A 21,278-nucleotide genomic window follows, 5' to 3' on the forward strand; every position below is an offset into this window, starting at 1 on the left:
GCTGAATGACCTCGCGCAGGTACAGTCAGGCCATGACCGTTCTGTCCCGCGGCGCCCGGGTCCGGCGCGGCGGCCGCAGGCCGGGGTGGGTGCTCTTGACCGCGTTGCTGGTCCTCGCGATAGGTGCCAGTTCCGCATTGGTTTTCACCAATCGGGTGGAACTCCTCAAGCTCGCTGTAATCCTGGCGCTGTGGGCCGCAGTCGCCGGCGCCTTCGTTTCTGTGCTCTATCGGCGCCAGAGCGACGCCGACCAGGCCCGCGTGCGCGACCTCAAGCTGGTCTACGACCTCCAGCTCGACCGGGAGATTTCGGCCCGGCGTGAATACGAATTGACCGTGGAGTCCCAGCTGCGTCGCGAGCTGGCCTCGGAGCTGCGCGCCCAGGCCGCCGACGATCTGGCCGAGCTGCGCGCGGAACTGAGCTCATTGCGCACCAGCCTGGAAATCCTGTTCGACACCGACCTCGCACACCGCCCGGCCCTCGGGACGGTCGAGACCGAGCCGCAACCGGAGCGCGCGTACAGCGAGTGGGACCGCAACGGCCAGGGCGCCCGCGACAACCCCGTCGACTGGGTGCCCAGCGATCGGGTCACGTCGGTGCCCCAGGACAGCCCGCGCGGCCGTGCCGACGAGACGGCCATCATCGACGTGCCCGAAGAGCCCCTGGTGCCGCCGCGTCAGCCGGCGCCACCCCGCCGGGAACGGGCCCCCTACCAGTACGAACCGGCCCAAGAACCCGCATATCCGGCGCCGGAGCCGGCCTACGCCCCACCGCCGCCGGAGCCGCGGTTCGAACCCCGTCAGCAACCGCCGCCGCAACCCGAGCCCGAACCGCAGGCCCCGCCGCCAGCGGAACCGCAACCGCAACCCCGGGCCGACGGGCAACGCCAGGAATGGCAGCCGGCGGCCGCCCACGGACAGTGGTTGCCGGCCGGGACACCGGGCAGCAACTGGGCCGGCGCCGACGCCCCCGCCGAATCGGCGGGCGGGCGGCGACGCGCGCGGCATTCGGGCCCCGACGAATCCCGAGACGAGGCCCCGGACGAAGCCTGGGACGGCCTGCCCGTCGAGCCGCTACCCCCAACGCCCTACGCCGAGTCCGGCCGGCGGGCACGCTCACGCCACTCGGCGGAGTACCGCGACTACGGGGTGCGCAATTTCGCTCCCGGCAGCGAGGCCCCCGCCCCGGCGCCGCCCCCGCCGGCCGCGCCCCCGGTGCAGCAGGGACCGCCCGCCGGCGCGCCCCCGCCACCGCGACTCGCCCCGCCGCCGGCTCCGGAGCAGGCACCCCGGCACGGCGGTGAAGCGCCGCGGGAGGACGCCGAGGCCGCCGGAGAGACCACCTCCACGGGCGGCCAGTCGGTGGCCGACCTGCTGGCCCGCCTACAGGTGCAGCCCTCCGAGGGCGGCCGGCGTCGCAGACGGGAATAGCCGCGAAGGCTGAGCTGGGAGCTTCCTCACATTGGGAAACGCCTGGTGATCGACTAGAGTCTCAGTGACCGAACGGTACCCACCCGGTGGGACCGGAACGAACCAAGAAATCTGTGAGGTCGTCTGCGATGGTGCAGTTCGACGGTCTGCGCCCGGCCAGGCTCAAGGTGGGAATCATCTCGGCCGGTCGGGTGGGCACCGCGCTCGGTGTCGCGCTGGAGCGCGCGGACCATGTCGTGGTGGCGTGCAGCGCCATCTCCCATGCGTCGCGGCAGCGGGCCCAGAGCCGCCTGCCCGACACCCCGGTGGCGACGCCACCCGACGTCGCCGCCGGCGCCGAACTGTTGCTGCTCGCGGTTCCCGACAGCGAACTGGCCGGTCTGGTGTCCGGTCTCGCCGCGACATCGGCGGTGCGGCCCGGAACCATCGTGGTCCACACGTCCGGCGCCAACGGGGTAAGCGTTTTGGCGCCGCTGGCCGAGCAGGGCTGCATCCCGCTGGCGATCCACCCGGCCATGACGTTCACCGGTTCCGACGAGGACATCAGCAGGCTGCCGGACACGTGCTTCGGCATCACGGCGGCCGGCGAGGTCGGATACGCGATCGGTCAATCGCTCGTCCTGGAGATGGGCGGAGAGCCGTTCTGCGTCGCCGGGGACGCCCGCATTCTCTACCACGCCGCGCTGGCCCATGCGGGCAACCACATCGTGACCGTGCTGGCCGACGCCCTGGATGCGCTGCGCGCCGCGCTGCGCGGCAGCGAGCTGCTCGGCCAGCAGTCCGTCGACGACCAGCCGGGCGGCATCGCCGAGCGCATCGTCGGGCCGCTGGCCCGGGCGGCGCTGGAGAACACCCTGCAACGCGGGCAAGCCGCGCTCACCGGCCCGGTCGCGCGCGGCGACGCCGCCGCGGTCGCCGCGCATCTGGCGGCGCTGGCCGGGGTGGGACCCGAACTGGCGCAGGCGTATCGGGTGAACGCCCTGCGGACCGCCCAGCGCGCGCACGCTCCCCAAGACGTCGTCGAGGTGCTGGCGCGATGAGCACCGGCAAGCCTCCGGCCTTCAAGGCGGGCGAACTCAACCTGTACCCGAACCCGCGCGACGTCACCGACGTCAGCCGCGCCCTGCGCCACACCGGCCGCCGGGTGATGCTGGTGCCCACCATGGGCGCGCTGCACGACGGCCATCTGGCGTTGGTGCGCGCGGCCAAGCGGGTGCCCGGGTCGGTGGTCGTGGTCTCGATCTTCGTCAACCCGCTGCAATTCGGCGCCGGTGAGGATCTCGACGCCTATCCGCGGACCATGGACGACGACCTCGCGCTGCTGCGCGAAGAAGGCGTCGAAATCGTCTTCGCCCCAACGGCCACGGCGATGTACCCGAACGGTCTGCGCACCACCGTGCAGCCCGGGCCGCTGGCCGCCGAACTCGAGGGCGCTGTCCGACCGACCCATTTCGCCGGGATGCTCACCGTCGTGTGCAAGCTGCTGCAGATCGTGCGGCCGGACCGGATCTTCTTCGGGGAGAAGGACTACCAGCAGCTGGTCATGGTCCGCCAGATGGTCGCCGACCTCGACATCGACGCGCAGGTCGTCGGGGTGCCGACGGTCCGCGAATCCGACGGTTTGGCGATGTCGTCGCGCAACCGCTACCTGGATCCCACGCAACGCGAACTGGCCGTGACGCTTTCGGCCGCGCTGACCGCGGCCGCCCACGCCGCGCACCACGGCGGTGCGGCCGCGCTGGACGCGGCGCGCGCGGTGCTCGACGCCGTCCCCGCGCTCACCGTCGACTACCTCGAGCTGCGCGACGCGGCGCTCGGACCGGCGCCCGCCCACGGTTCGGCCCGGCTGCTGGTCGCCGCCCGGCTGGGCACCACCCGGCTGCTGGACAACGTCGAAATGCAGATCGAAACACCCGCCGGCACCTCAGGGCCGGACGGCAATCACGAATACGCCCAATCACCTTGGAGGAATTGATGCTACGGACGATGCTCAGGTCGAAGATCCACCGGGCCACCGTCACGCAGGCCGACCTGCACTACGTGGGCTCGGTGACCATCGACGCCGATCTGATGGACGCCGCGGATCTGCTCGAAGGCGAACAGGTGACCATCGTCGACATCGACAACGGCGCCCGGCTCGTCACCTACGCCATCACCGGCGAGCGCGGCAGCGGCGTGATCGGAATCAACGGTGCGGCGGCACATCTCGTCCACCCGGGTGACCTGGTGATTCTGATCGCCTACGGCACCATGGAAGAGGCGGAGGCCCGGACCTATCAGCCGCGGATCGTCTTCGTCGACGCCGACAACAAACCGATCGACCTCGGCCATGACCCGGCGTTCGTGCCCGAAGACGCGGCCGAGCTGCTGGATCCCCGGATCGTTGCGCGGTAGCCGTGCTGCTGGCGATCGACGTCCGTAACACCCACACCGTCGTCGGGCTGATATCGGGCGCCAAGGAGCACGCAAACGTCGTGCAGCAGTGGCGGATTCGCACCGAATCGGAGATCACCGCGGACGAATTGGCGCTGACCATCGACGGCTTGATCGGCGACGATTCCGAGCGGCTGACCGGCGCCGCCGCGCTGTCGACCGTCCCCTCGGTGCTGCACGAGGTGCGGCTCATGCTCGACCAGTACTGGCCGTCGGTGCCCCACGTGCTGATCGAGCCCGGGGTGCGCACCGGCATTCCGCTGTTGGTGGACAACCCCAAAGAGGTGGGTGCCGACCGAATAGTCAACTGCCTGGCGGCCTTTCACAAGTTCGGCACGGCGGCCATCGTCATCGACTTCGGATCCTCGATCTGCGTGGACGTCGTGTCGGCCAAGGGTGAATTCCTCGGTGGCGCGATCGCGCCCGGGCTGCAGGTGTCCTCCGACGCCGCCGCCGCCCGCTCGGCCGCGCTGCGCCGCGTCGAGCTGACCCGGCCCCGTTCGGTGATCGGCAAGAACACCGTCGAGTGCATGCAGGCCGGGGCGGTCTTCGGATTCGCCGGGCTGGTCGACGGCCTGGTCGGGCGCATTCGTGAGGATGTGGACGGGTTCGCCGGCGACGACATCGCGATCGTGGCCACCGGGCACACCGCGCCCCTGCTGCTGCCCGAGTTGCAAACCGTCAGCCACTACGAACAGCACCTGACCCTGCACGGCCTGCGGCTGGTCTTCGAACGCAACCGCGACGCCCAGCGCGGCCGGCTCAAGACGGCGCGCTGACGTCACCGCGCCCTCAAAGACCGGTCCTTTAAGCTGGCACGTCGTGAGTGCCGACGACTTAGACATCCCCGAGCAGTACCGGATCCGCCGGGACAAGCGCGCTCGGCTGCTCGCGCAGGGGCGCGATCCCTACCCGGTCGCCGTCGAACGCACCCACACGCTGGCTCAGGTCCGCGCCGCCCACCCCGACCTGCCGGTCGACACCGCGACCGACGACCTCGTCGGCGTCGCAGGTCGGGTGATCTTCGCCCGCAACTCGGGCAAGCTCTGCTTCGCCACGCTGCAGGAGGGCGACGGCGCCACCCTGCAGGTGATGATCAGCCTCGACAAGGTGGGCCAGGAAGCGCTCGATGCCTGGAAAACCGACGTCGATCTGGGCGACATCGTCTACGTGCACGGCAACGTGATCAGCTCGCGGCGCGGCGAATTGTCCGTGCTGGCCGACTCGTGGCAAATGGCGTCCAAGTCGTTGCGCCCGCTGCCTGTCGCGCACAAGGAGATGAGCGAAGAGGCGCGGGTGCGGCAGCGCTACGTCGACCTGATCGTCCGCCCGCAGGCGCGCACGGTGGCCCGGCAGCGCATCGCGGTGATCCGCGCCATCCGTAACGCATTGGACCGGCGCGGTTTTCTCGAAGTCGAAACCCCAATGTTGCAGACGCTGGCCGGTGGCGCGGCCGCGCGGCCGTTCATCACACATTCCAATGCGCTGGACATCGATCTCTACCTGAGGATCGCACCGGAACTGTTCCTCAAGCGCTGTGTCGTCGGTGGTTTCGACAGAGTTTTCGAACTAAATCGCGTCTTTCGAAACGAAGGTGCGGATTCCACGCATTCTCCGGAATTTTCGATGCTCGAGACCTACCAGGCCTACGGAACGTATGACGATTCGGCGGTAGTGACGCGCGAGCTTATTCAAGAGGTCGCCGACGAGGCGATCGGAACCAGACAACTACCGCTGCCCGACGGCAGTGTCTACGACATAGACGGAGAATGGGCTTCTATAGAAATGTACCCGTCGTTGTCGTCGGCGCTCGGTGAAGAGATCACGCCGGAGGCGACGGTGGAAATGCTGCTCGCCATCGCCGATCGGCTCGGCGTCGAGATTCCGCGCGACCGGGGCTACGGGCACGGAAAGATCGTCGAGGAGCTGTGGGAGCACACGGTGGGCAACTCGCTCGTCGCCCCCACATTCGTGCGGGATTTTCCGGTTGAGACAACGCCTTTGACGCGCCAGCACCGCAGCATCGCGGGCGTCACCGAGAAGTGGGACCTGTACGTGCGTGGGGTCGAGCTGGCCACCGGTTACTCGGAATTGAACGACCCGGTGGTGCAGCGGGAGAGGTTCGCCGCGCAAGCGCGTGCCGCGGCCGCCGGCGACGACGAGGCGATGGTGCTCGACGAAGATTTTCTTGCCGCGCTCGAGTATGCGATGCCGCCATGTACCGGAACGGGAATGGGTATCGACCGGTTGTTGATGACATTGACCGGACTGTCAATTCGGGAGACAGTTTTGTTCCCCATTGTTCGGCCACACTCGTAGTCGAAAAGCTCAACCCTGCAGCGTCCGTACAGATTGAGTATGCTGCGTTGTTATGGCACATTGGTGACCGGGGAGGTCCTTCCAATCTGCTCAGCAACTGCTCAGGATGAAATGCGAGGGTAAGCCAATGGCAAAAAAAGTGACCGTCACCTTGGTCGATGATTTCGACGGTGCCGGCGCAGCCGACGAAACGGTCGAATTCGGGCTTGACGGGGTGACCTATGAGATTGATCTTTCGTCCAAGAATGCCGCGAAACTTCGCGGAGATCTGAAGCAGTGGGTGGAAGCCGGTCGGCGCGTCGGCGGCCGGCGGCGCGGGCGTTCCGGTTCGGGTCGCGGTCGCGGGGCCATCGACCGTGAGCAGAGCGCGGCGATCCGCGAATGGGCCCGCCGCAACGGGCACAACGTGTCGACGCGCGGCCGCATCCCGGCCGACGTCATCGACGCCTTCCACGCGGCAACCTGACAGTCTTCGAACCGGCGCCCGGGTCCCAGGCCCGGGCGCCGGTTTGTCATTTCGCTCGGCGCGAAATGATGGTCGGGCGACCCGGGAAACGAATTGGGACTTTGCAACGTTGCTTCTCCATACGGCGGCCAACGCCGCAGGCAGTCGCAGGTGAGATTGGGGCCGAAACGACCAAGTTGCGTCCGCAGCGAACGAGGCCGCACAAGGTTAGGCCCGCTGGCAAGCCGACCATTACAGTGGATGGCAGGTACGCGATTCCGGCCACAGGGACCGGCAGGGTTGCTAACAGGGCCGCTAACCAGTTTGTACCGATGTTGAGGGAGAGCAGGTAACCCGATGTTTGAAAGATTCACCGACCGAGCACGGCGGGTCGTCGTCCTGGCGCAAGAAGAGGCCCGGATGCTCAACCACAACTACATCGGCACCGAGCACATCCTGCTGGGTTTGATCCACGAGGGCGAAGGGGTCGCCGCGAAGTCGCTGGAGTCGCTGGGCATCTCGCTCGAGGGCGTCCGCAGCCAGGTCGAGGAGATCATCGGCCAGGGCCAGCAGGCGCCGTCGGGCCACATCCCGTTCACCCCGCGCGCCAAGAAGGTTCTCGAGCTGAGCCTGCGCGAGGCGCTGCAGCTCGGCCACAACTACATCGGCACCGAGCACATCCTGCTGGGCCTGATCCGCGAGGGTGAGGGCGTGGCGGCGCAGGTGCTGGTGAAGCTGGGCGCGGAGCTGACCCGGGTGCGCCAGCAGGTCATCCAGCTGCTGAGCGGCTACCAGGGCAAGGAGGCCGCCGAGGCGGGCACCGGTGGCCGTGGCGGCGAGTCCGGCAGCCCGTCGACGTCGTTGGTGCTCGACCAGTTCGGCCGCAACCTGACGGCCGCCGCGATGGAAGGCAAGCTGGACCCGGTCATCGGCCGCGAGAAGGAAATCGAGCGGGTGATGCAGGTGCTCTCCCGTCGCACCAAGAACAACCCGGTGCTGATCGGCGAGCCCGGCGTCGGCAAGACCGCCGTCGTCGAGGGCCTGGCGCAGGCCATCGTGCACGGCGAGGTCCCCGAGACGCTGAAGGACAAGCAGCTTTACACGCTGGACCTGGGTTCGCTGGTCGCGGGCAGCCGCTACCGCGGTGACTTCGAGGAGCGCCTGAAGAAGGTGCTCAAGGAGATCAACACCCGCGGCGACATCATCCTGTTCATCGACGAGCTGCACACCCTGGTGGGTGCCGGTGCCGCCGAGGGCGCGATCGACGCCGCGTCGATCCTCAAGCCCAAGCTGGCCCGCGGCGAGTTGCAGACGATCGGCGCCACCACGCTCGACGAGTACCGCAAGTACATCGAGAAGGACGCCGCCCTGGAGCGCCGCTTCCAGCCGGTGCAGGTCGGGGAGCCGACGGTGGAGCACACCATCGAGATCCTCAAGGGCCTGCGCGACCGTTACGAGGCGCACCACCGGGTTTCGATCACCGACCCGGCGCTGGTCGCGGCGGCCACCCTGGCCGACCGCTACATCAACGACCGGTTCCTGCCGGACAAGGCGATCGACCTGATCGACGAGGCCGGCGCCCGGATGCGGATCCGCCGGATGACCGCTCCGCCAGACCTGCGCGAGTTCGACGAGAAGATCGCCGACGCGCGCCGCGAGAAGGAATCGGCGATCGACGCCCAGGACTTCGAGAAGGCGGCCAGCCTGCGGGATCGGGAGAAGCAGCTGGTGGCCCAGCGTGCCGAGCGCGAAAAGCAGTGGCGCTCAGGCGATCTCGACGTGGTCGCCGAGGTCGACGACGAGCAGATCGCCGAGGTGCTGGGCAACTGGACCGGCATCCCGGTGTTCAAGCTGACCGAGGCCGAGACGACCCGGTTGCTGCGCATGGAGGACGAGCTGCACAAGCGGATCATCGGCCAGGAGGACGCCGTCAAGGCCGTCTCCAAGGCGATCCGCCGCACCCGCGCCGGGCTGAAGGACCCCAAGCGCCCGTCGGGTTCGTTCATCTTCGCCGGCCCTTCCGGTGTCGGTAAGACCGAGCTGTCCAAGGCGCTGGCCAACTTCCTGTTCGGCGACGACGACGCGCTCATCCAGATCGACATGGGCGAGTTCCACGACCGGTTCACCGCGTCGCGGTTGTTCGGCGCCCCGCCGGGATACGTCGGCTACGAGGAGGGCGGCCAGCTCACCGAGAAGGTGCGCCGCAAGCCGTTCTCCGTGGTGCTGTTCGACGAGATCGAGAAGGCACACCAGGAGATCTACAACAGCCTGTTGCAGGTCCTCGAGGACGGTCGGCTCACCGACGGTCAGGGCCGCACGGTGGACTTCAAGAACACCGTGCTGATCTTCACCTCGAACCTCGGCACGTCGGATATCTCCAAGCCGGTCGGCCTGGGCTTCACCCAGGGTGGCGGTGAGAACAACTACGAGCGGATGAAGCAGAAGGTCAACGACGAGCTGAAGAAGCACTTCCGCCCGGAGTTCCTCAACCGCATCGACGACATCATCGTCTTCCACCAGCTGACCAAGGACGAGATCATCCGGATGGTCGACCTGATGATCACCCGGGTTGCCACCCAGCTCAAGAGCAAGGACATGGCGCTCGAGCTGACCGACAAGGCCAAGGCATTGCTGGCCAAGCGCGGCTTCGACCCCGTGCTGGGTGCCCGTCCGCTGCGGCGCACCATCCAGCGCGAGATCGAGGACCAGCTCTCGGAGAAGATCCTCTTCGAGGAGGTCGGACCCGGCCAGGTCGTCACGGTCGATGTAGACAACTGGGACGGCGAGAGCGCCGGCGAGGACGCGAAGTTCACCTTCACCGGCACCCGCAAGCCGCCGGCCGAGCCGGACCTGGCCAAGGCCGGGGCGCACGCCGCACCGCAGGCACCGGACGCGCAGTAGGGTGAACCCGGCGGCGCGCGGATTGCGTGCCGCGTCGCAGGGTTCACACTCGCGCGTCGACAACGGCGTGCACCGCAGAAGGAGGCTCTCGTGGCGAACTCCCAGATAGCCCGCACCCGTCCGCTCGACCTGTCGGCGGCAAGCGCCGCGCTCTGGTTGGCGGCGACCGTCTTTCTCGCGTTGTTGGCGCTGTATTTCGTCGGCGTCGACCAGGGCGCGGTGTCGCTGTTCGGCAGCGACTCGCACGTGCACGAGTTCGTGCACGACGCGCGACACCTCCTCGGCTTTCCCTGCCACTGAGCAGGGCTCGTGGAGAAACGCCTGATCGGAGGCGGCCTGCTGGCCGGTGCCCTCGGCGCGGTGCTGGCGTTCGTCTTCGCGCGCCTGTTCGCCGAGCCCGTCATCGCCCGCGCGATCGCATTTGAGGACGGCCGCACCGACGCCGAGAACGCGCACGGCGTGCACGAGCACGGCGCCGAGCTGTTCACCCGCGGCGTGCAGGCCAACGCCGGGCTGGGATTCGGCGTGCTGATCTTCGGCCTCGCCATGGGCGCGTTGTTCGCGGTGCTGTTCACCGTCGTCTATGCGCGCACGAAAGACGCTGGACCGCAGACGCTTTCGTGGCTGCTGGCGGCGGGGGCGTTCTGGGCGGTGTACGTGGTGCCGTTTCTGAAGTATCCGCCGAACCCGCCGGCGGTCGGCCAGTCCGACACGATCGGCGCGCGCACCGGCTGGTATCTGGTGATGGTGCTGGCGTCGGTGGTGGCGGCGATCGGCGCGGTATGGCTGGCACGCCGGCTCACCGGCCGGTTCGGCGTGGGGAACGCGAGGCTGCTGGCGGCCGGGTCCTATCTGGTGGCGATCGTCGTGGTGGCGGTGCTACTGCCGAGCGTGGACGAGACGCCGGGACCGCTGCGCGACGCGGCGGGCGCCATCATCTATCCGGGTTTTCCGGCCGATGTCCTCTACGAGTTCAGGCTCGTATCGCTGGCGACTCAACTGGTTTTGTGGGCGGGCATCGGCCTGGTCTTCTCCGCGGTGGCGTCGCGGCTGCTGAGCGATCGCGCCCCGAGCACCGCGGCGTGACGGAGGTCGTCCGGCTGACGCTCGTATCGCATGCGATGACCGATGCGATGGCGGCCGGGCGTTTTCCCGCCGACGAGCCGCTCAACGACGTCGGGCGCCGGCAGGCTCAAGCCGCGGCCGACGAAATCGGCAGTGGGAAAAGGCTTTTCGCCGGACCCGAACGGCGCACCCGGGAGACGGCGACGCTGCTGGGCCTGCAAGCCATCGCCGAGCCACGGTTGGCCGACCTCGATGCCGGACGGTGGCGCGGCGCGGCGCTCGGGGACCTGCCTCCCGAGGAACTCGAAACTTGGCTGACCGATCCCACCCGGGCGCCGCACGGCGGCGAGTCGATCACGGGCCTCGTCGACCGGGTGGCCGGATGGTTGAAGTCGTTGACCGACAACACTTTACCCACGGTAGCGGTGACGCACCCCGCGGTGGTCCGGGCGGCGATCCTGGCGGGGCTGGGCATCCCGTCGGCCGCGTTCTGGCGCATCGACGTCGCGCCGGCCGGCCGCGTCGTCCTGCATTTCCGCGGGGGAAGCTGGACGCTGCGGCTCTGAGAGCTATTTCGGCGCGATCAACGCGAACGCCTGCTTGGCGACCTGCAGCATCCAGCCGGTCACGGTCGGCCCGTGATCGCGCGGCCAGTTCAGCTGGAAGCTGACCACCCAGGGCTGGCGTGTCTTGTCGACGGCATACCAGCTGAACGTCAGGTCACCCGGCAGGCCACCGGCTTTAGCGCCGATGTAGGGCCACACGTTGCGGTCCAGCTGGATACCCGCAACCGCCGACAGGATCTCGCGCACCGGCGCCGCCGCGCCGACCGCGTCGGCCTGCAGCGCCGCGTGGACCCGGCAGATGTCCTCGGCGTTGCCGTACCACTCGGCGCCGTATGAGGACGCGGGTGAGTGGGCGCGCATCGGATCCGGGTCGTACGGCGTGGAATTCGCTTGTTCGAGCAGCCGGGCCCGGACTTCCGGGGATCCGTGCTCCCATTGGCCGCGCAGGTCGGGTCTGCCCCAGCCGACCGAGAAAAGCTCGTACATGGTGGGAAAGGGAGTCATGCTGGCCGGGTCGTGATGGCCGGCCGTGGCGAGCGCCTCGGAGATGGCCCGCGTGCCCATCTTTCCGATCAGCAGATCGGTGGCCATGTTGTCGCTGGTGGCGATCATCTTCTCGGCGGCCTTGCGGACCGAGACATGGGCCCCGGCGGGCAGCGCCAATCCCGACGAGCCGACGGCCCGGCTCTTGTCGGTGACGGTCAGCTGGTCATCCCAGGACACCGTTCCGTTCTTGATGGCGCCGGCCAGGGCGTGCAACACGTACAGCTTGAAAATCGATGCCAGGGGCAGGGATTGGTGGGTGTTGGTGCCCGCCACCGGGTTGCAGTGGCCGTCATCGACCTTGGCGACCTGATAGGAGTAGCGCGCGCCGGTCTTGCCCAGCACCGCGTCGATGTCCTGCCACGACTTCACCGCGGGCGCCCGGGTGTCCAGGTCGAACCGGTCCACCCACCCGCCGTCGTCGGTGTGGATCCGGATGTGTTGGCGGGCACCGTAGGACGATGTCAGGTGCAGCGTGGCCACGCTCGCACCGATGTCCACGCCGTCAAGGGTGAACGGACGATCCCACCACAGCGCCTCCATGGTGGTTTCCACCGACTCGACCTTGTCGGCAGCGGCGAGTGTGCCGACCCCGACCGGTCCGATGGGCCAGTCCGAGTTGAGCATGTCCAGCGTCTGCTGGGCCCGAATGCCGGGCGGGGTCCGGGTGTCGATCTGCCGTCCCGGGTTTGCCGCGTTCGCCTGCGGTGAGGGGGAGGGGGCGCAACCGGGCGCCGAGGTCACGATCAGTGCGGTGGCGGCGCTCAGCGCCAGTGCGCGGCGCCAGGCCGACCGCCCGCTAGCCAGCCTGCTTGTTTGCGGCAACGTCCAGCACAACCTCGAATTCCAGCAGAGACGCCCCGGTCGCCACCGGGTTGGCCCGATGGCCGGCGTGGGCCTCGATGGCGGGACCCTTCGCCCACGCCTGGAACGCCTCATCGGACTCCCAGTGCGTCACCACGAAATAGCGGTCCTCGCCCTGGACCGGACGCAGCAACTGGAAGCCGAGGAAGCCGGGCTGATTCTCCACCGCATGCGCGCGGTGGGCGAACCGCTTCTCCAGTTCGGGGCCGGCGTCGGCGGGAACTTCGATTGCGTTGATCTTCACCACTGGCGGCATGCCGCTAGGCTACCCCGCCCCCCGTACCGTTCAACTAGGGCGGTCCACGCAAGATGGGGGCATGCCCAGCGATCTGTTGACTCCTCAGGGGGGACGCGGCGAGCCGTTGGTGCTGGTGCACGGCCTGATGGGGCGCGGGACCACCTGGACGCGTCAACTGCCGTGGCTGACCCGCCTGGGATCCGTCTACAGCTACGACGCGCCATGGCACCGGGGGCGCGACGTCGACGATCCGCACCCGATCAGCACCGAGCGGTTCGTGGCCGACCTGGGTGATGCGGTGAGCGCGTTGGGCGCGCGGGTCAGGATCGTCGGGCATTCGATGGGCGCCCTGCACGCGTGGTGCCTGGCCGCCGAGCGCCCCGAACTGGTTTCCGCGCTGGTGCTCGAGGACATGGCGCCCGATTTCCGCGGCCGCACCACCGGCCCGTGGGAGCCGTGGCTGCACGCGCTCCCGGTCGAATTCGATTCCGCGGAACAGGTATTCGCCGAATTCGGGCCCGTCGCCGGGCAGTATTTCCTGGAGGCGTTCGACCGCACCGAAACCGGGTGGCGGCTGCACGGTCACACCGCGCGATGGATCGAGATCGCCGCCGAATGGGGCACCCGGGACTATTGGGCGCAGTGGCGGGCGGTGCGCGCCCCGTCGCTGCTCATCGAGGCCGGCAACTCGGTCACACCGCCGGGACAGATGCGGCAGATGGCCGAAAGCGACCATGCGACAACGTATTTGCGCGTTCCACAGGCTGGACACCTGATCCACGACGAGGCGCCCGAGGAATACCGCGAAGCCGTGGAGTCCTTCCTGGCCGCCGTGCGTCCGCGCGCCTGACGCGCTACTCCTCGCCGGCCAACGCGAACCGGCCGTCGCGGGTCTGTATCACCAGGCCGTCGGCGAGCAGCGAATACAGCGCCCGGTCGCGCTGCGCGGTGTCGGTCAGCCACGCCACGTCCAGCTCGGCCCTGGTGGCCGGAGAATCCTTGGCGCGCAACACATCCAGCAAGCGTCCCCGAACCTGACGGTCGGTGCCGGCGTAGGCCTGGACGCGTCGCGGCGGTCCCTGCGCGGCGGGAAAGCCCGCGTGCCGCCAGGCACAGCGGCCCAGCGGGCACAGTCCGCATCGGGGGGCGCGCGCGGTGCACACCGTCGCTCCCAGCTCCATCAGCGCGACGGAGAACTGCGGCGCGGTTGCGTCGTCGGGCAGCAACGCCGAAACGTCGGCGTGGTCGCGGGTCGCGGACGGCGCGCCCGCGTCGGCCAGGCCGTGCACGACGCGCGCCACCACCCGGCGCACGTTGGTGTCGACCACCGGGACCCGTTGGCGGTAGGCGAAACAGGCGATGGCGCGCGCGGTGTAGCTGCCGACGCCGGGCAGCGTCAGCAGGGTGTCGACGTCATCGGGAACGACGTCGTCGTGATCGCGCGCGATCACGGTGGCGCACTCGTGTAACCGCTTGGCCCGCCGCGGATAACCGAGCTTGCCCCACGCCCGCAACACATCCGCGGCGCTGGCGGCGGCCGTCGCAGACGGGGTCGGCCAGCGTCGCACCCAGTCCGACCAGATCGGCAACACCCGGGCCACCGGCGTCTGCTGCAACATGAACTCGCTGACCAGGATTTGCCACGCGCTCACCCCGGGCTCGCGCCAGGGCAGGTCGCGGCGCGAGGCGTCGTACCAGTCGAGCAATTCCTTGGCGGGCACGCTCACCGGTGGATGCGGCATGATGGCAGCCATGCCTAACACGAGTCCGGTAACCGCTTGGAAGTCACTCAAAGAGGGTAACGAGCGATTCGTCGCCGGGAAGCCGCAGCATCCCAGCCAAAGTGTTGAGCATCGCGCCAGCCTGGCCGCCGGTCAGAGCCCCACCGCGGTCGTGTTCGGCTGCTCGGACAGCCGGGTCGCCGCCGAGCTGATCTTCGATCAGGGCCTGGGCGACATGTTCGTGGTGCGCACCGCCGGGCAGGCCATCGACACCGCGGTCTTGGGTTCCATCGAGTTCGCGGTGAGCGTGCTCAACGTGCCCCTCGTCGTCGTCCTCGGGCATGACAGTTGTGGCGCGATCAAGGCCGCCCTGGGCGCGATCGACGAGGGATCCATCCCCGGCGGTTTCGTGCGCGACGTGGTGGAGCGGGTGGCGCCGTCGATCCTGATGGGCCGCCGCGACGGCCTGAGCCGCGTCGAGGAGTTCGTGGAACGACACGTCCGCGAAACCGTCGCGCAGCTCGTGTCGCGGTCCACGGCGATCGCCGAGCGGATCGCCGACGGCACGGTAGGCGTGGCCGGTGTCACCTATCACCTTGCCGACGGCCGGGCGGCGTTGTGCGACCACGTCGGCGACATCGGCGAATAGTCGGCGAATCGCGAGGCGAATCGCGAGGCGAATAGCCACGCTTTCGGCCGCCACTAACACGGCGATTGGCCGGCAAACCTAGCGACACGCCGAGGCGGCTCAGCCAAATCGGCGTGACCTGGGCCTACGCTGCGTACGTGCTCGATCTGGAACCGCATGGCCCGCTACCCACCGAGATCTATTGGCGGCGCAGGGGCTTGGCCGTGGGCATCGCGGTCGTCGTGATCGGGATCGTGGCCGCCGTCGTCATCGCGTTCATGGGGCACAGTTCGGGAGCTAAGCCCGCCAGCGCCGACAAGCCGAACTCCGCGCAAAGCAAGCCCGGATCACCCGCGCCCCAGGCGCCGCCACCGGCCGGACCCGAGAGCCCGGCCCCGGGTGCGCCGCCGGCGCAGGGCCAGAACCCCGAGACCCCCACCCCCACCGCCGCGGTGCAGCCGCCGCCGGTGCTCAAGGAGGGCGACGACTGCCCGGACTCGACGCTGGCGGTCAAGGGCCTTACCAACGCGCCCCAGTACTTCATCGGCGACCAGCCGAAGTTCACCATGGTCGTCACCAACATCGGGCTGGTCGCCTGCAAGCGCGACGTCGGGGCCGCGGTGCTGGCGGCCTACGTCTACTCGCTGGACAACAAGCGGCTGTGGTCGAACCTGGACTGCGCGCCGTCCAACGAGACGCTGATCAAGACCTTCACACCGGGCGAGCAGGTGACCACCGCGGTGACGTGGACGGGCATGGGCTCGGCGCCGCACTGCCCGCTGCCGCGACCGGCGATCGGGCCGGGCACCTACAACCTGGTCGTGCAGCTGGGCAATCTGCGCTCGATGCCGGTGCCGTTCATCATGAATCAGCCGCCACCGCCGCCGGGCCCGGTGCCCGGGCCGGGTCAGCCGGGCGCCGTGCCTCAGCCCGAGGCGCCGCCGATGCCCCCGCCGGCCGGCTGAATCCGACACACCGTTAGCTCAGCGAGTCGGTGATCGTCGACTCCGCGAGTTGCGACAGTCCTTCCCGCACGTGGCGGGCCCACATCGCGCCGATGCCGTCGACCGATTGCAAGTCGCTGGCGCTGGCCGCCAGCACGTTCTGCAGCGTCCCGAACGAGCGGACCAATAGGTCGGCGTGGGCGAACTGCAGCCGGGGGATGCCGGCCAGTGCGCGGTAGCCGCGCGGGCTGACCGCCGAATCCTGCGCCTCCGTCGTCGTCGGGTAGCCGAAAACCTTTGCCAGGATGGTGAAGTCGAGCAGCTCGGTGTCCGAGAGCGCGTCCAGCTCGTCCAGCGTCGCGGCCAGCTGCGCTCCGGACAGCGGCTCTGGGCTGGCGTGGTAGTCCCGCACGATCAGCTCCCGGGCGATGTCGTTGCCGCCCAGCAGTTCGTCGAGTTGCAGCCGCAGCTGGCGCCCGTCGGTGCCGAGTTCGACCACGTCGTTGTCGATCACCTGGCCGATCCGCCGGACCAGCTCGAGGCGCTGCACCACCGTCAGGACGTCGCGCAGGGTGACGAAGTCCTCGATCTCGGCCCGCGACAGCTGCCGGCTGACCTCGTCGAGCCTGGTCTTGTAGCGCTCCAGGGTGGCGATGGCCTGATTGGCCCGCGACAGGATGGTCGCGGAATCGGCGACCACGTGGCGCTCCCCGCCCACGTAGACGGTCACGATGTTCATCGAGTGGCTCACCGAGATCACCGGGTAGCCGGTCTGGATCGCCGCCCGCTCGGCCGATCGATGCCGAGTCCCCGACTCGTCGGTGGCGATCGACGGGTCCGGCACCAACTGCACGTTGGCCCGCACGATGCGGCTGCCGTCGGTGGACAGCACGACGGCGCCGTCCATCTTCGCCAGCTCGCGCAGGCGGGTCGGCGCGTAGCGCACGTCCAGGGCGAAGCCGCCGTCGCAGATGGCTTCGACGTTTTCGTCGTTGCCGAGCACGATCAGTGCGCCGGTGCGGCCGCGCAGGATGCGTTCCAGGCCGTCGCGCAGGCCGGTCCCCGGTGCCAGGCGGGCAACGGTGTCACGCAAGGTCGGACGGGTCACAGCGTGCATTCTGCGGCCCATCGCGTCACGCGTCCAGCCGGTACGGCTTTGCGGGGCCGTTACGGCGGTCGGCGATGTTGATCATGTGCTCGAGCGCCGCGACGATCGTGGGCGCCCGCAGCGCGCGCATGCCGCGCGGCACTATTTCGCGGCGGGGGTCGTCGCCATCCGGGATGAGCGCGACGGTGAACCCCTGGCGCGCGGCCTCGGTCAGCCGCCGCTCCATGCCACTGACCCGCCGCAGGTCCCCGGCCAGTCCCACCTCGCCGATCATCACCGCCGTCGTGGGCAGCGGCAGGTCGCCCAGCGCGGAAGCCAGCGCGACCGCGACCGCCAGGTCCGATGACGGGTCCGTCAGCCGCATGCCGCCGACGGTGGACAGGTAGATGTCGTGGGCGGCGATGGGCAACTTGCCGTGCTTTTCCAGCACTGCGGTGATCATCGCGGCCCGCGAATGGTCGATGCCGCTGACGGCGCGGCGCGGCGAGCCGCCCGACGGCGTGGCCAGCAGCGCCTGCACCTCGCCGATGAGCGGGCGTTTGCCGTCGAGGGTCACCGTGATCGCGGTGCCGGGTACCGGTGCCGGGCGCTGATCCAGGAACAGGTTCGACGGATCGGCGACGCCTTCGATCCCGCTGTCGTGCAACAGGAAACAGCCGACCTCGTCGGCTGCGCCGAATCGGTTCTTGATGCCCCGGACCATCCGCAGCGAGCCGTTGCGGTCACCTTCGAAGTGCAGGACCACGTCGACGAGGTGCTCGAGGGACCGCGGCCCCGCGATGGCCCCGTCCTTGGTGACGTGCCCGACCAGGATCAGCGCGACCCCGTTGGTTTTGGCCGCGGCGGTCAGCGCCGACGTCACCGCGCGCACCTGCGTGACGCCGCCGGCGACGCCGTCGGCCTCGGTGGTGGACATGGTTTGCACCGAGTCCACGATCACCAGCGCGGGCTTGACCGTGGCGATGTGCTCGAGCACCGTGTGCAGGTCGGACTCGGCGGCCAGGTACAGCTCGTCGCCGCCGCAGCCGGTGCGATCGGCGCGCAACCGAATCTGGCCGGCGGACTCTTCGCCGGAGATGTACAGCGCGCGGCGGCCGGATTCCGCCCAGCGATGGGCGACCTCGAGCAACAGCGTCGACTTGCCCACGCCGGGATCGCCCGCCAGCAGTGTGACCGAACCGGGCACCACGCCGCCGCCGAGCACCCGGTCGAGTTCGCTTACTCCCGTCGTGCGGTGCTGGCTGGCGTGGGGCTCGATGGACGTGATCGGCACGGCCTGCGACGCCGCCCCCCGGACGGCGCGGCGCCCGGCGACGGTACTGAGCACCGGGACCTCGTCAACGGTGCCCCAGGTGCCGCACTCGAGGCAGCGGCCGACCCACTTCGCGGTGACGTGCTGGCATTCCGAACAGCGATATTGCGAGCGCGCGGTTGCCACGTGATGACGGTATCGAGCCGCTACGACAAGCCCCCGTCACGACAGGCGGTTACCCCGCGTGATTTTGGTGCGGCGGGGTCAGCCCCGCCGAGATCGGGACCAGCACGCTGGCCTGCCCGGCCTTCTCGAAATTGAAGGTGAAGTTGTAGGTGAGGCCGTTCGAGATGGGCTTGGCCAACGTGACGGTCGCCTTGGCCGCGGTGCTGGAATCGATCGGGCCCGGCGCCACCTTCTCGCCCTCGGGCGTGCCGATGAACAGCATCCCGCCGGCGGGGAGCCGGGTGTCGCCGCTCAGCGCCACGGTGCCGACGTCGCTGGTGATACCGACCAGCCTGTCGGGGGCGCTCGGCGACTGGTTGACCGCCACCAGCACCAGGTCCACCGCCCGGCCCGGCTGCAGGAAGTCACCCGTCTGCGTGGCCTGGATGTGGATGTTGCGCAACGCCACGTTGTTGAAGGTGACCTTGTTGCCATTGATGGCGGGCTCCTGCACCGCCATCTGCGAGACCTGACCGGCGCCGCAACCGCTGAGCAGCGCGGCCGCGACGGCCACCACGGCGGCGATAGCGACTCGGGTCGCGAACGCGGGAAGACCGAGGCGGATCTTGAAGCGGTTCACTCTCTACAGCCTCCTGCTCGGCCGGTTCGACTAATGCAACTATGCACAGTAGTAGGGACGCTGTGCGCGCGGTAGCGCGGGGCGCGGGACCAGCGCGGGAGCGCGGTGCGCGGCCTTGCACGGTGCCGCCGCAACAACTTTCAAGCCGCTTCCGAGGCCGAACGAGGGCGTTGGTAATGTGCTCCATTGCACGACTTGCTCCCCATGTCAACCCCTAATCTGCGCGTGTTGTGCCCCTGACCTGCATCGTTGCTTCGCGCGTGGTTAGGCGGCCGTGTTAGGATGAAGTAACGAAAGGGGCTCGAATCAGATGATCTTCAAGGTCGGCGACACCGTTGTTTACCCGCATCACGGTGCTGCGTTAGTCGAGGCGATCGAAACCCGGACGATCAAAGGGGAACAAAAAGAATATCTCGTCTTGAAGGTGGCGCAGGGAGACCTGACCGTTCGAGTTCCCGCGGAGAACGCCGAGTACGTCGGTGTCCGCGACGTCGTCGGACAAGAAGGTCTCGACAAGGTGTTCCAGGTGCTGCGCGCCCCGCACACCGAGGAGCCGACGAACTGGTCGCGCCGCTACAAGGCCAATCTGGAAAAGCTTGCCTCCGGCGACGTCAACAAGGTGGCCGAGGTGGTACGCGACCTGTGGCGTCGCGACCAGGAGCGTGGCCTGTCGGCCGGCGAGAAGCGCATGCTGGCCAAGGCCCGTCAGATTCTCGTTGGTGAATTGGCGTTGGCGGAGAGCACCGACGACGCCAAGGCGGAGACCATCCTCGACGAGGTTCTGGCCGCCGCTTCCTGAAGGTCCTGACGCTTCGGTGGCCCGACACACGGGCACCTCAGGCAACGTAATCGCCGTCGTCCCGGCCGCGGGCTCGGGCGAACGGCTGGCAGCGGGAATTCCCAAGGCATTCTGCGAGGTCGTCGGCCGCACGCTGCTGGAGCGCGCCGTCGCCGGTTTGCTGGAATCCGGCGTGGTCGATCACGTCGTGGTGGCGGTCCCCGTCGACCGGATCGACGAGGCCAAGCGCGTCCTAGCCGATCGGGCCACTGTCGTGGCCGGCGGTCCCGACCGCACCCAGTCCGTCGACCTGGCGCTGGCGGCCCTGCCCGTGGCCGCCGGCTTCGTGCTGGTGCACGACGCCGCGCGCGCGCTGACGCCCCCGAGCCTGATCACCCGCGTGGTCGACGCCCTGCGGGCCGGCCACGACGCCGTCGTGCCCGCGTTGCGGCTGCACGACACCATCAAGGCCGTGGACGCCAACGGTGTGGTCCTCGGGACGCCGGAGCGCGACGGGCTGCGCGCGGTGCAGACGCCCCAGGGGTTCGCCACCGATCTGCTGCTGCGCGCCTACCGGGCCGGCGCCGGCGCGGCCGGCTTCACCGATGACGCGTCGCTGGTCGAACACGTCGGCGGGCAGGTCCAGGTGGTCGACGGCGACCCGCTGGCGTTCAAGATCACCACCCAGCTCGATCTGCTGCTGGCCGAAGCGATCGTCCGCCGGTGAGCGCGCCCCTTCCCCTTCCCAGGGTCGGCCTGGGCGTCGACGTGCACCCGATCGAGCCCGGGCGGCCGTGCTGGCTGCTGGGTCTGCTGTTCGCCGACGCCGACGGCTGCGCCGGCCATTCCGACGGCGACGTGGGGGCGCACGCGCTGTGCGACGCCGTGCTGTCGGCGGCGGGACTCGGCGACGTGGGCGCCGTGTTCGGGGTCGACGATCCACGCTTCGCGGGCATCAGTGGCGCGGACATGCTGCGCCACGTCGCCGGCCTGGCGTCGGGCGAAGGCTTCCGGGTCTCCAACGCCGCCGTGCAGGTCATCGGCAACCGGCCGAAGGTCGGTCCACGCCGCGCCGAGGCGCAGCGCGTGCTGTCGGAGTTGTTGGGCGCGCCGGTGTCGGTGTCGGCGACGACGACCGACGGGTTAGGGCTGACCGGACGCGGTGAGGGGCTGGCCGCCATCGCCACCGCGCTGGTGGTCCCCACCGGCTAAGCCCGCGCAGCGCCGGGCGCTGGGGA

23 protein-coding genes are annotated in these 21,278 nt (G+C 69.2%); 17 read left to right on the plus strand and 6 right to left on the minus strand.

Annotated features, from left to right (window positions below):
* The first annotated feature begins 32 nt into the window (after positions 1-32).
* The 11 genes from G6N26_RS20070 to G6N26_RS20120 all read left to right on the plus strand — a co-directional run bounded on the left by G6N26_RS20070 (position 33) and on the right by G6N26_RS20120 (position 11,159).
* Positions 33-1,430 carry a DUF6779 domain-containing protein gene (locus G6N26_RS20070; RefSeq protein WP_095576437.1) on the plus strand — a complete coding sequence of 466 codons (1,398 nt, stop codon included), beginning with the start codon at positions 33-35 and terminating at the stop codon, positions 1,428-1,430.
* A gap of 128 nt (positions 1,431-1,558) precedes the next feature.
* The gene (locus G6N26_RS20075; protein ID WP_083019797.1) at positions 1,559-2,470 is read left to right on the plus strand and encodes a Rossmann-like and DUF2520 domain-containing protein; all 912 of its coding nucleotides are present in this window, start codon (positions 1,559-1,561) and stop codon (positions 2,468-2,470) included.
* A complete protein-coding gene (gene panC / locus G6N26_RS20080) occupies positions 2,467-3,405 on the plus strand; it encodes a pantoate--beta-alanine ligase (protein WP_083019798.1) in 939 nt (312 codons plus the stop codon). Before G6N26_RS20075 ends, panC begins: the two co-directional genes overlap by 4 nt.
* Positions 3,405-3,824, plus strand: a complete 420-nt coding sequence (gene panD / locus G6N26_RS20085) for an aspartate 1-decarboxylase (RefSeq protein WP_067174892.1) — start codon at positions 3,405-3,407, stop codon at positions 3,822-3,824. The genes panC and panD overlap by 1 nt, the downstream gene beginning before the upstream one ends.
* A 2-nt stretch (positions 3,825-3,826) precedes the next feature.
* The gene (locus G6N26_RS20090) at positions 3,827-4,642 is read left to right on the plus strand and encodes a type III pantothenate kinase (protein WP_083019799.1); all 816 of its coding nucleotides are present in this window, start codon (positions 3,827-3,829) and stop codon (positions 4,640-4,642) included.
* A gap of 43 nt (positions 4,643-4,685) precedes the next feature.
* Entirely contained in the window at positions 4,686-6,182 is a 1,497-nt protein-coding gene (gene lysS, locus G6N26_RS20095) for a lysine--tRNA ligase (protein WP_067174886.1), read from the plus strand.
* 127 nt (positions 6,183-6,309) lie between these two features.
* A complete protein-coding gene (gene lsr2, locus G6N26_RS20100) occupies positions 6,310-6,648 on the plus strand; it encodes a histone-like nucleoid-structuring protein Lsr2 (protein ID WP_008263502.1) in 339 nt (112 codons plus the stop codon).
* 336 nt (positions 6,649-6,984) lie between these two features.
* Positions 6,985-9,528, plus strand: a complete 2,544-nt coding sequence (clpC1, locus tag G6N26_RS20105; protein ID WP_067174883.1) for an ATP-dependent protease ATP-binding subunit ClpC — start codon at positions 6,985-6,987, stop codon at positions 9,526-9,528.
* A 90-nt stretch (positions 9,529-9,618) separates the two neighbouring features.
* Positions 9,619-9,828 (plus strand): CbtB domain-containing protein, encoded by a 210-nt coding sequence (locus G6N26_RS20110; RefSeq protein WP_067174880.1) that lies wholly within the window; start codon positions 9,619-9,621, stop codon positions 9,826-9,828.
* Positions 9,829-9,837: 9 nt separating this feature from the next.
* Complete coding sequence (locus G6N26_RS20115) at positions 9,838-10,614, plus strand: CbtA family protein (RefSeq protein ID WP_067174874.1); 777 nt, start codon at positions 9,838-9,840, stop codon at positions 10,612-10,614.
* Positions 10,611-11,159, plus strand: a complete 549-nt coding sequence (locus G6N26_RS20120) for a histidine phosphatase family protein (RefSeq protein ID WP_083019800.1) — start codon at positions 10,611-10,613, stop codon at positions 11,157-11,159. The genes G6N26_RS20115 and G6N26_RS20120 overlap by 4 nt, the downstream gene beginning before the upstream one ends.
* 3 nt (positions 11,160-11,162) lie before the next feature.
* Here the strand turns inward: G6N26_RS20120 and G6N26_RS20125 are convergent, their stop codons facing one another.
* Entirely contained in the window at positions 11,163-12,527 is a 1,365-nt protein-coding gene (locus G6N26_RS20125) for a serine hydrolase (protein ID WP_083019802.1), read from the minus strand.
* The gene (gene mhuD / locus G6N26_RS20130; RefSeq protein ID WP_003875625.1) at positions 12,502-12,822 is read right to left on the minus strand and encodes a mycobilin-forming heme oxygenase MhuD; all 321 of its coding nucleotides are present in this window, start codon (positions 12,820-12,822) and stop codon (positions 12,502-12,504) included. Before mhuD ends, G6N26_RS20125 begins: the two co-directional genes overlap by 26 nt.
* Positions 12,823-12,883: 61 nt before the next feature.
* Between mhuD and G6N26_RS20135 the strand changes: the two genes are divergently transcribed.
* Positions 12,884-13,654 (plus strand): alpha/beta fold hydrolase, encoded by a 771-nt coding sequence (locus G6N26_RS20135; protein WP_083019804.1) that lies wholly within the window; start codon positions 12,884-12,886, stop codon positions 13,652-13,654.
* A gap of 4 nt (positions 13,655-13,658) precedes the next feature.
* Here G6N26_RS20135 and G6N26_RS20140 read toward each other — a convergent pair whose 3' ends face one another.
* Positions 13,659-14,558 (minus strand): HhH-GPD family protein, encoded by a 900-nt coding sequence (locus G6N26_RS20140; protein ID WP_083019806.1) that lies wholly within the window; start codon positions 14,556-14,558, stop codon positions 13,659-13,661.
* Between G6N26_RS20140 and G6N26_RS20145 the strand changes: the two genes are divergently transcribed.
* Entirely contained in the window at positions 14,557-15,174 is a 618-nt protein-coding gene (locus tag G6N26_RS20145; protein WP_067174833.1) for a carbonic anhydrase, read from the plus strand. The two genes, G6N26_RS20140 and G6N26_RS20145, sit on opposite strands and share 2 nt — an antisense overlap.
* Before the next feature lie 137 nt (positions 15,175-15,311).
* Positions 15,312-16,118 (plus strand): hypothetical protein, encoded by an 807-nt coding sequence (locus G6N26_RS20150; protein WP_095578085.1) that lies wholly within the window; start codon positions 15,312-15,314, stop codon positions 16,116-16,118.
* A 13-nt stretch (positions 16,119-16,131) separates the two neighbouring features.
* Here the strand turns inward: G6N26_RS20150 and disA are convergent, their stop codons facing one another.
* Genes disA through G6N26_RS20165 form a run of 3 tightly spaced genes read right to left on the minus strand, consistent with a single transcriptional unit; the run spans position 16,132 to position 19,262 of the window.
* Positions 16,132-17,214, minus strand: coding sequence for a DNA integrity scanning diadenylate cyclase DisA (gene disA, locus G6N26_RS20155; protein WP_095576440.1), 1,083 nt, complete (start codon positions 17,212-17,214; stop codon positions 16,132-16,134).
* Between the two features lie 16 nt (positions 17,215-17,230).
* Positions 17,231-18,643 carry a DNA repair protein RadA gene (radA, locus tag G6N26_RS20160; protein ID WP_083019809.1) on the minus strand — a complete coding sequence of 471 codons (1,413 nt, stop codon included), beginning with the start codon at positions 18,641-18,643 and terminating at the stop codon, positions 17,231-17,233.
* A 49-nt stretch (positions 18,644-18,692) separates the two neighbouring features.
* The gene (locus G6N26_RS20165; protein ID WP_067171511.1) at positions 18,693-19,262 is read right to left on the minus strand and encodes a hypothetical protein; all 570 of its coding nucleotides are present in this window, start codon (positions 19,260-19,262) and stop codon (positions 18,693-18,695) included.
* Between the two features lie 310 nt (positions 19,263-19,572).
* Between G6N26_RS20165 and carD the strand changes: the two genes are divergently transcribed.
* Genes carD through ispF form a run of 3 tightly spaced genes read left to right on the plus strand, consistent with a single transcriptional unit; the run spans position 19,573 to position 21,252 of the window.
* Positions 19,573-20,061, plus strand: coding sequence for an RNA polymerase-binding transcription factor CarD (gene carD, locus G6N26_RS20170; RefSeq protein ID WP_003419482.1), 489 nt, complete (start codon positions 19,573-19,575; stop codon positions 20,059-20,061).
* A gap of 16 nt (positions 20,062-20,077) precedes the next feature.
* Positions 20,078-20,767 carry a 2-C-methyl-D-erythritol 4-phosphate cytidylyltransferase gene (ispD, locus tag G6N26_RS20175; protein ID WP_083019811.1) on the plus strand — a complete coding sequence of 230 codons (690 nt, stop codon included), beginning with the start codon at positions 20,078-20,080 and terminating at the stop codon, positions 20,765-20,767.
* Positions 20,764-21,252 carry a 2-C-methyl-D-erythritol 2,4-cyclodiphosphate synthase gene (gene ispF / locus G6N26_RS20180; protein WP_067171507.1) on the plus strand — a complete coding sequence of 163 codons (489 nt, stop codon included), beginning with the start codon at positions 20,764-20,766 and terminating at the stop codon, positions 21,250-21,252. The genes ispD and ispF overlap by 4 nt, the downstream gene beginning before the upstream one ends.
* Positions 21,253-21,278 lie beyond the last annotated feature (26 nt).

It is taken from the genome of Mycobacterium marseillense (assembly GCF_010731675.1).
Classification (GTDB): domain Bacteria; phylum Actinomycetota; class Actinomycetes; order Mycobacteriales; family Mycobacteriaceae; genus Mycobacterium; species Mycobacterium marseillense.

Excerpts from the sequence above, each read along its gene's own strand:
- G6N26_RS20135 (WP_083019804.1), top strand. The coding sequence starts at position 12,884 with ATGCCCAGCGATCTGTTGACTCCTCAGGGGGGACGCGGCGAGCCGTTG.
- carD (WP_003419482.1), top strand. The coding sequence starts at position 19,573 with ATGATCTTCAAGGTCGGCGACACCGTTGTTTACCCGCATCACGGTGCT.
- G6N26_RS20075 (WP_083019797.1), top strand. The coding sequence starts at position 1,559 with ATGGTGCAGTTCGACGGTCTGCGCCCGGCCAGGCTCAAGGTGGGAATC.
- G6N26_RS20140 (WP_083019806.1), bottom strand. The coding sequence starts at position 14,558 with ATGGCTGCCATCATGCCGCATCCACCGGTGAGCGTGCCCGCCAAGGAA.
- lsr2 (WP_008263502.1), top strand. The coding sequence starts at position 6,310 with ATGGCAAAAAAAGTGACCGTCACCTTGGTCGATGATTTCGACGGTGCC.
- panC (WP_083019798.1), top strand. The coding sequence starts at position 2,467 with ATGAGCACCGGCAAGCCTCCGGCCTTCAAGGCGGGCGAACTCAACCTG.
- panD (WP_067174892.1), top strand. The coding sequence starts at position 3,405 with ATGCTACGGACGATGCTCAGGTCGAAGATCCACCGGGCCACCGTCACG.
- disA (WP_095576440.1), bottom strand. The coding sequence starts at position 17,214 with ATGCACGCTGTGACCCGTCCGACCTTGCGTGACACCGTTGCCCGCCTG.
- G6N26_RS20070 (WP_095576437.1), top strand. The coding sequence starts at position 33 with ATGACCGTTCTGTCCCGCGGCGCCCGGGTCCGGCGCGGCGGCCGCAGG.
- clpC1 (WP_067174883.1), top strand. The coding sequence starts at position 6,985 with ATGTTTGAAAGATTCACCGACCGAGCACGGCGGGTCGTCGTCCTGGCG.
- mhuD (WP_003875625.1), bottom strand. The coding sequence starts at position 12,822 with ATGCCGCCAGTGGTGAAGATCAACGCAATCGAAGTTCCCGCCGACGCC.
- G6N26_RS20145 (WP_067174833.1), top strand. The coding sequence starts at position 14,557 with ATGCCTAACACGAGTCCGGTAACCGCTTGGAAGTCACTCAAAGAGGGT.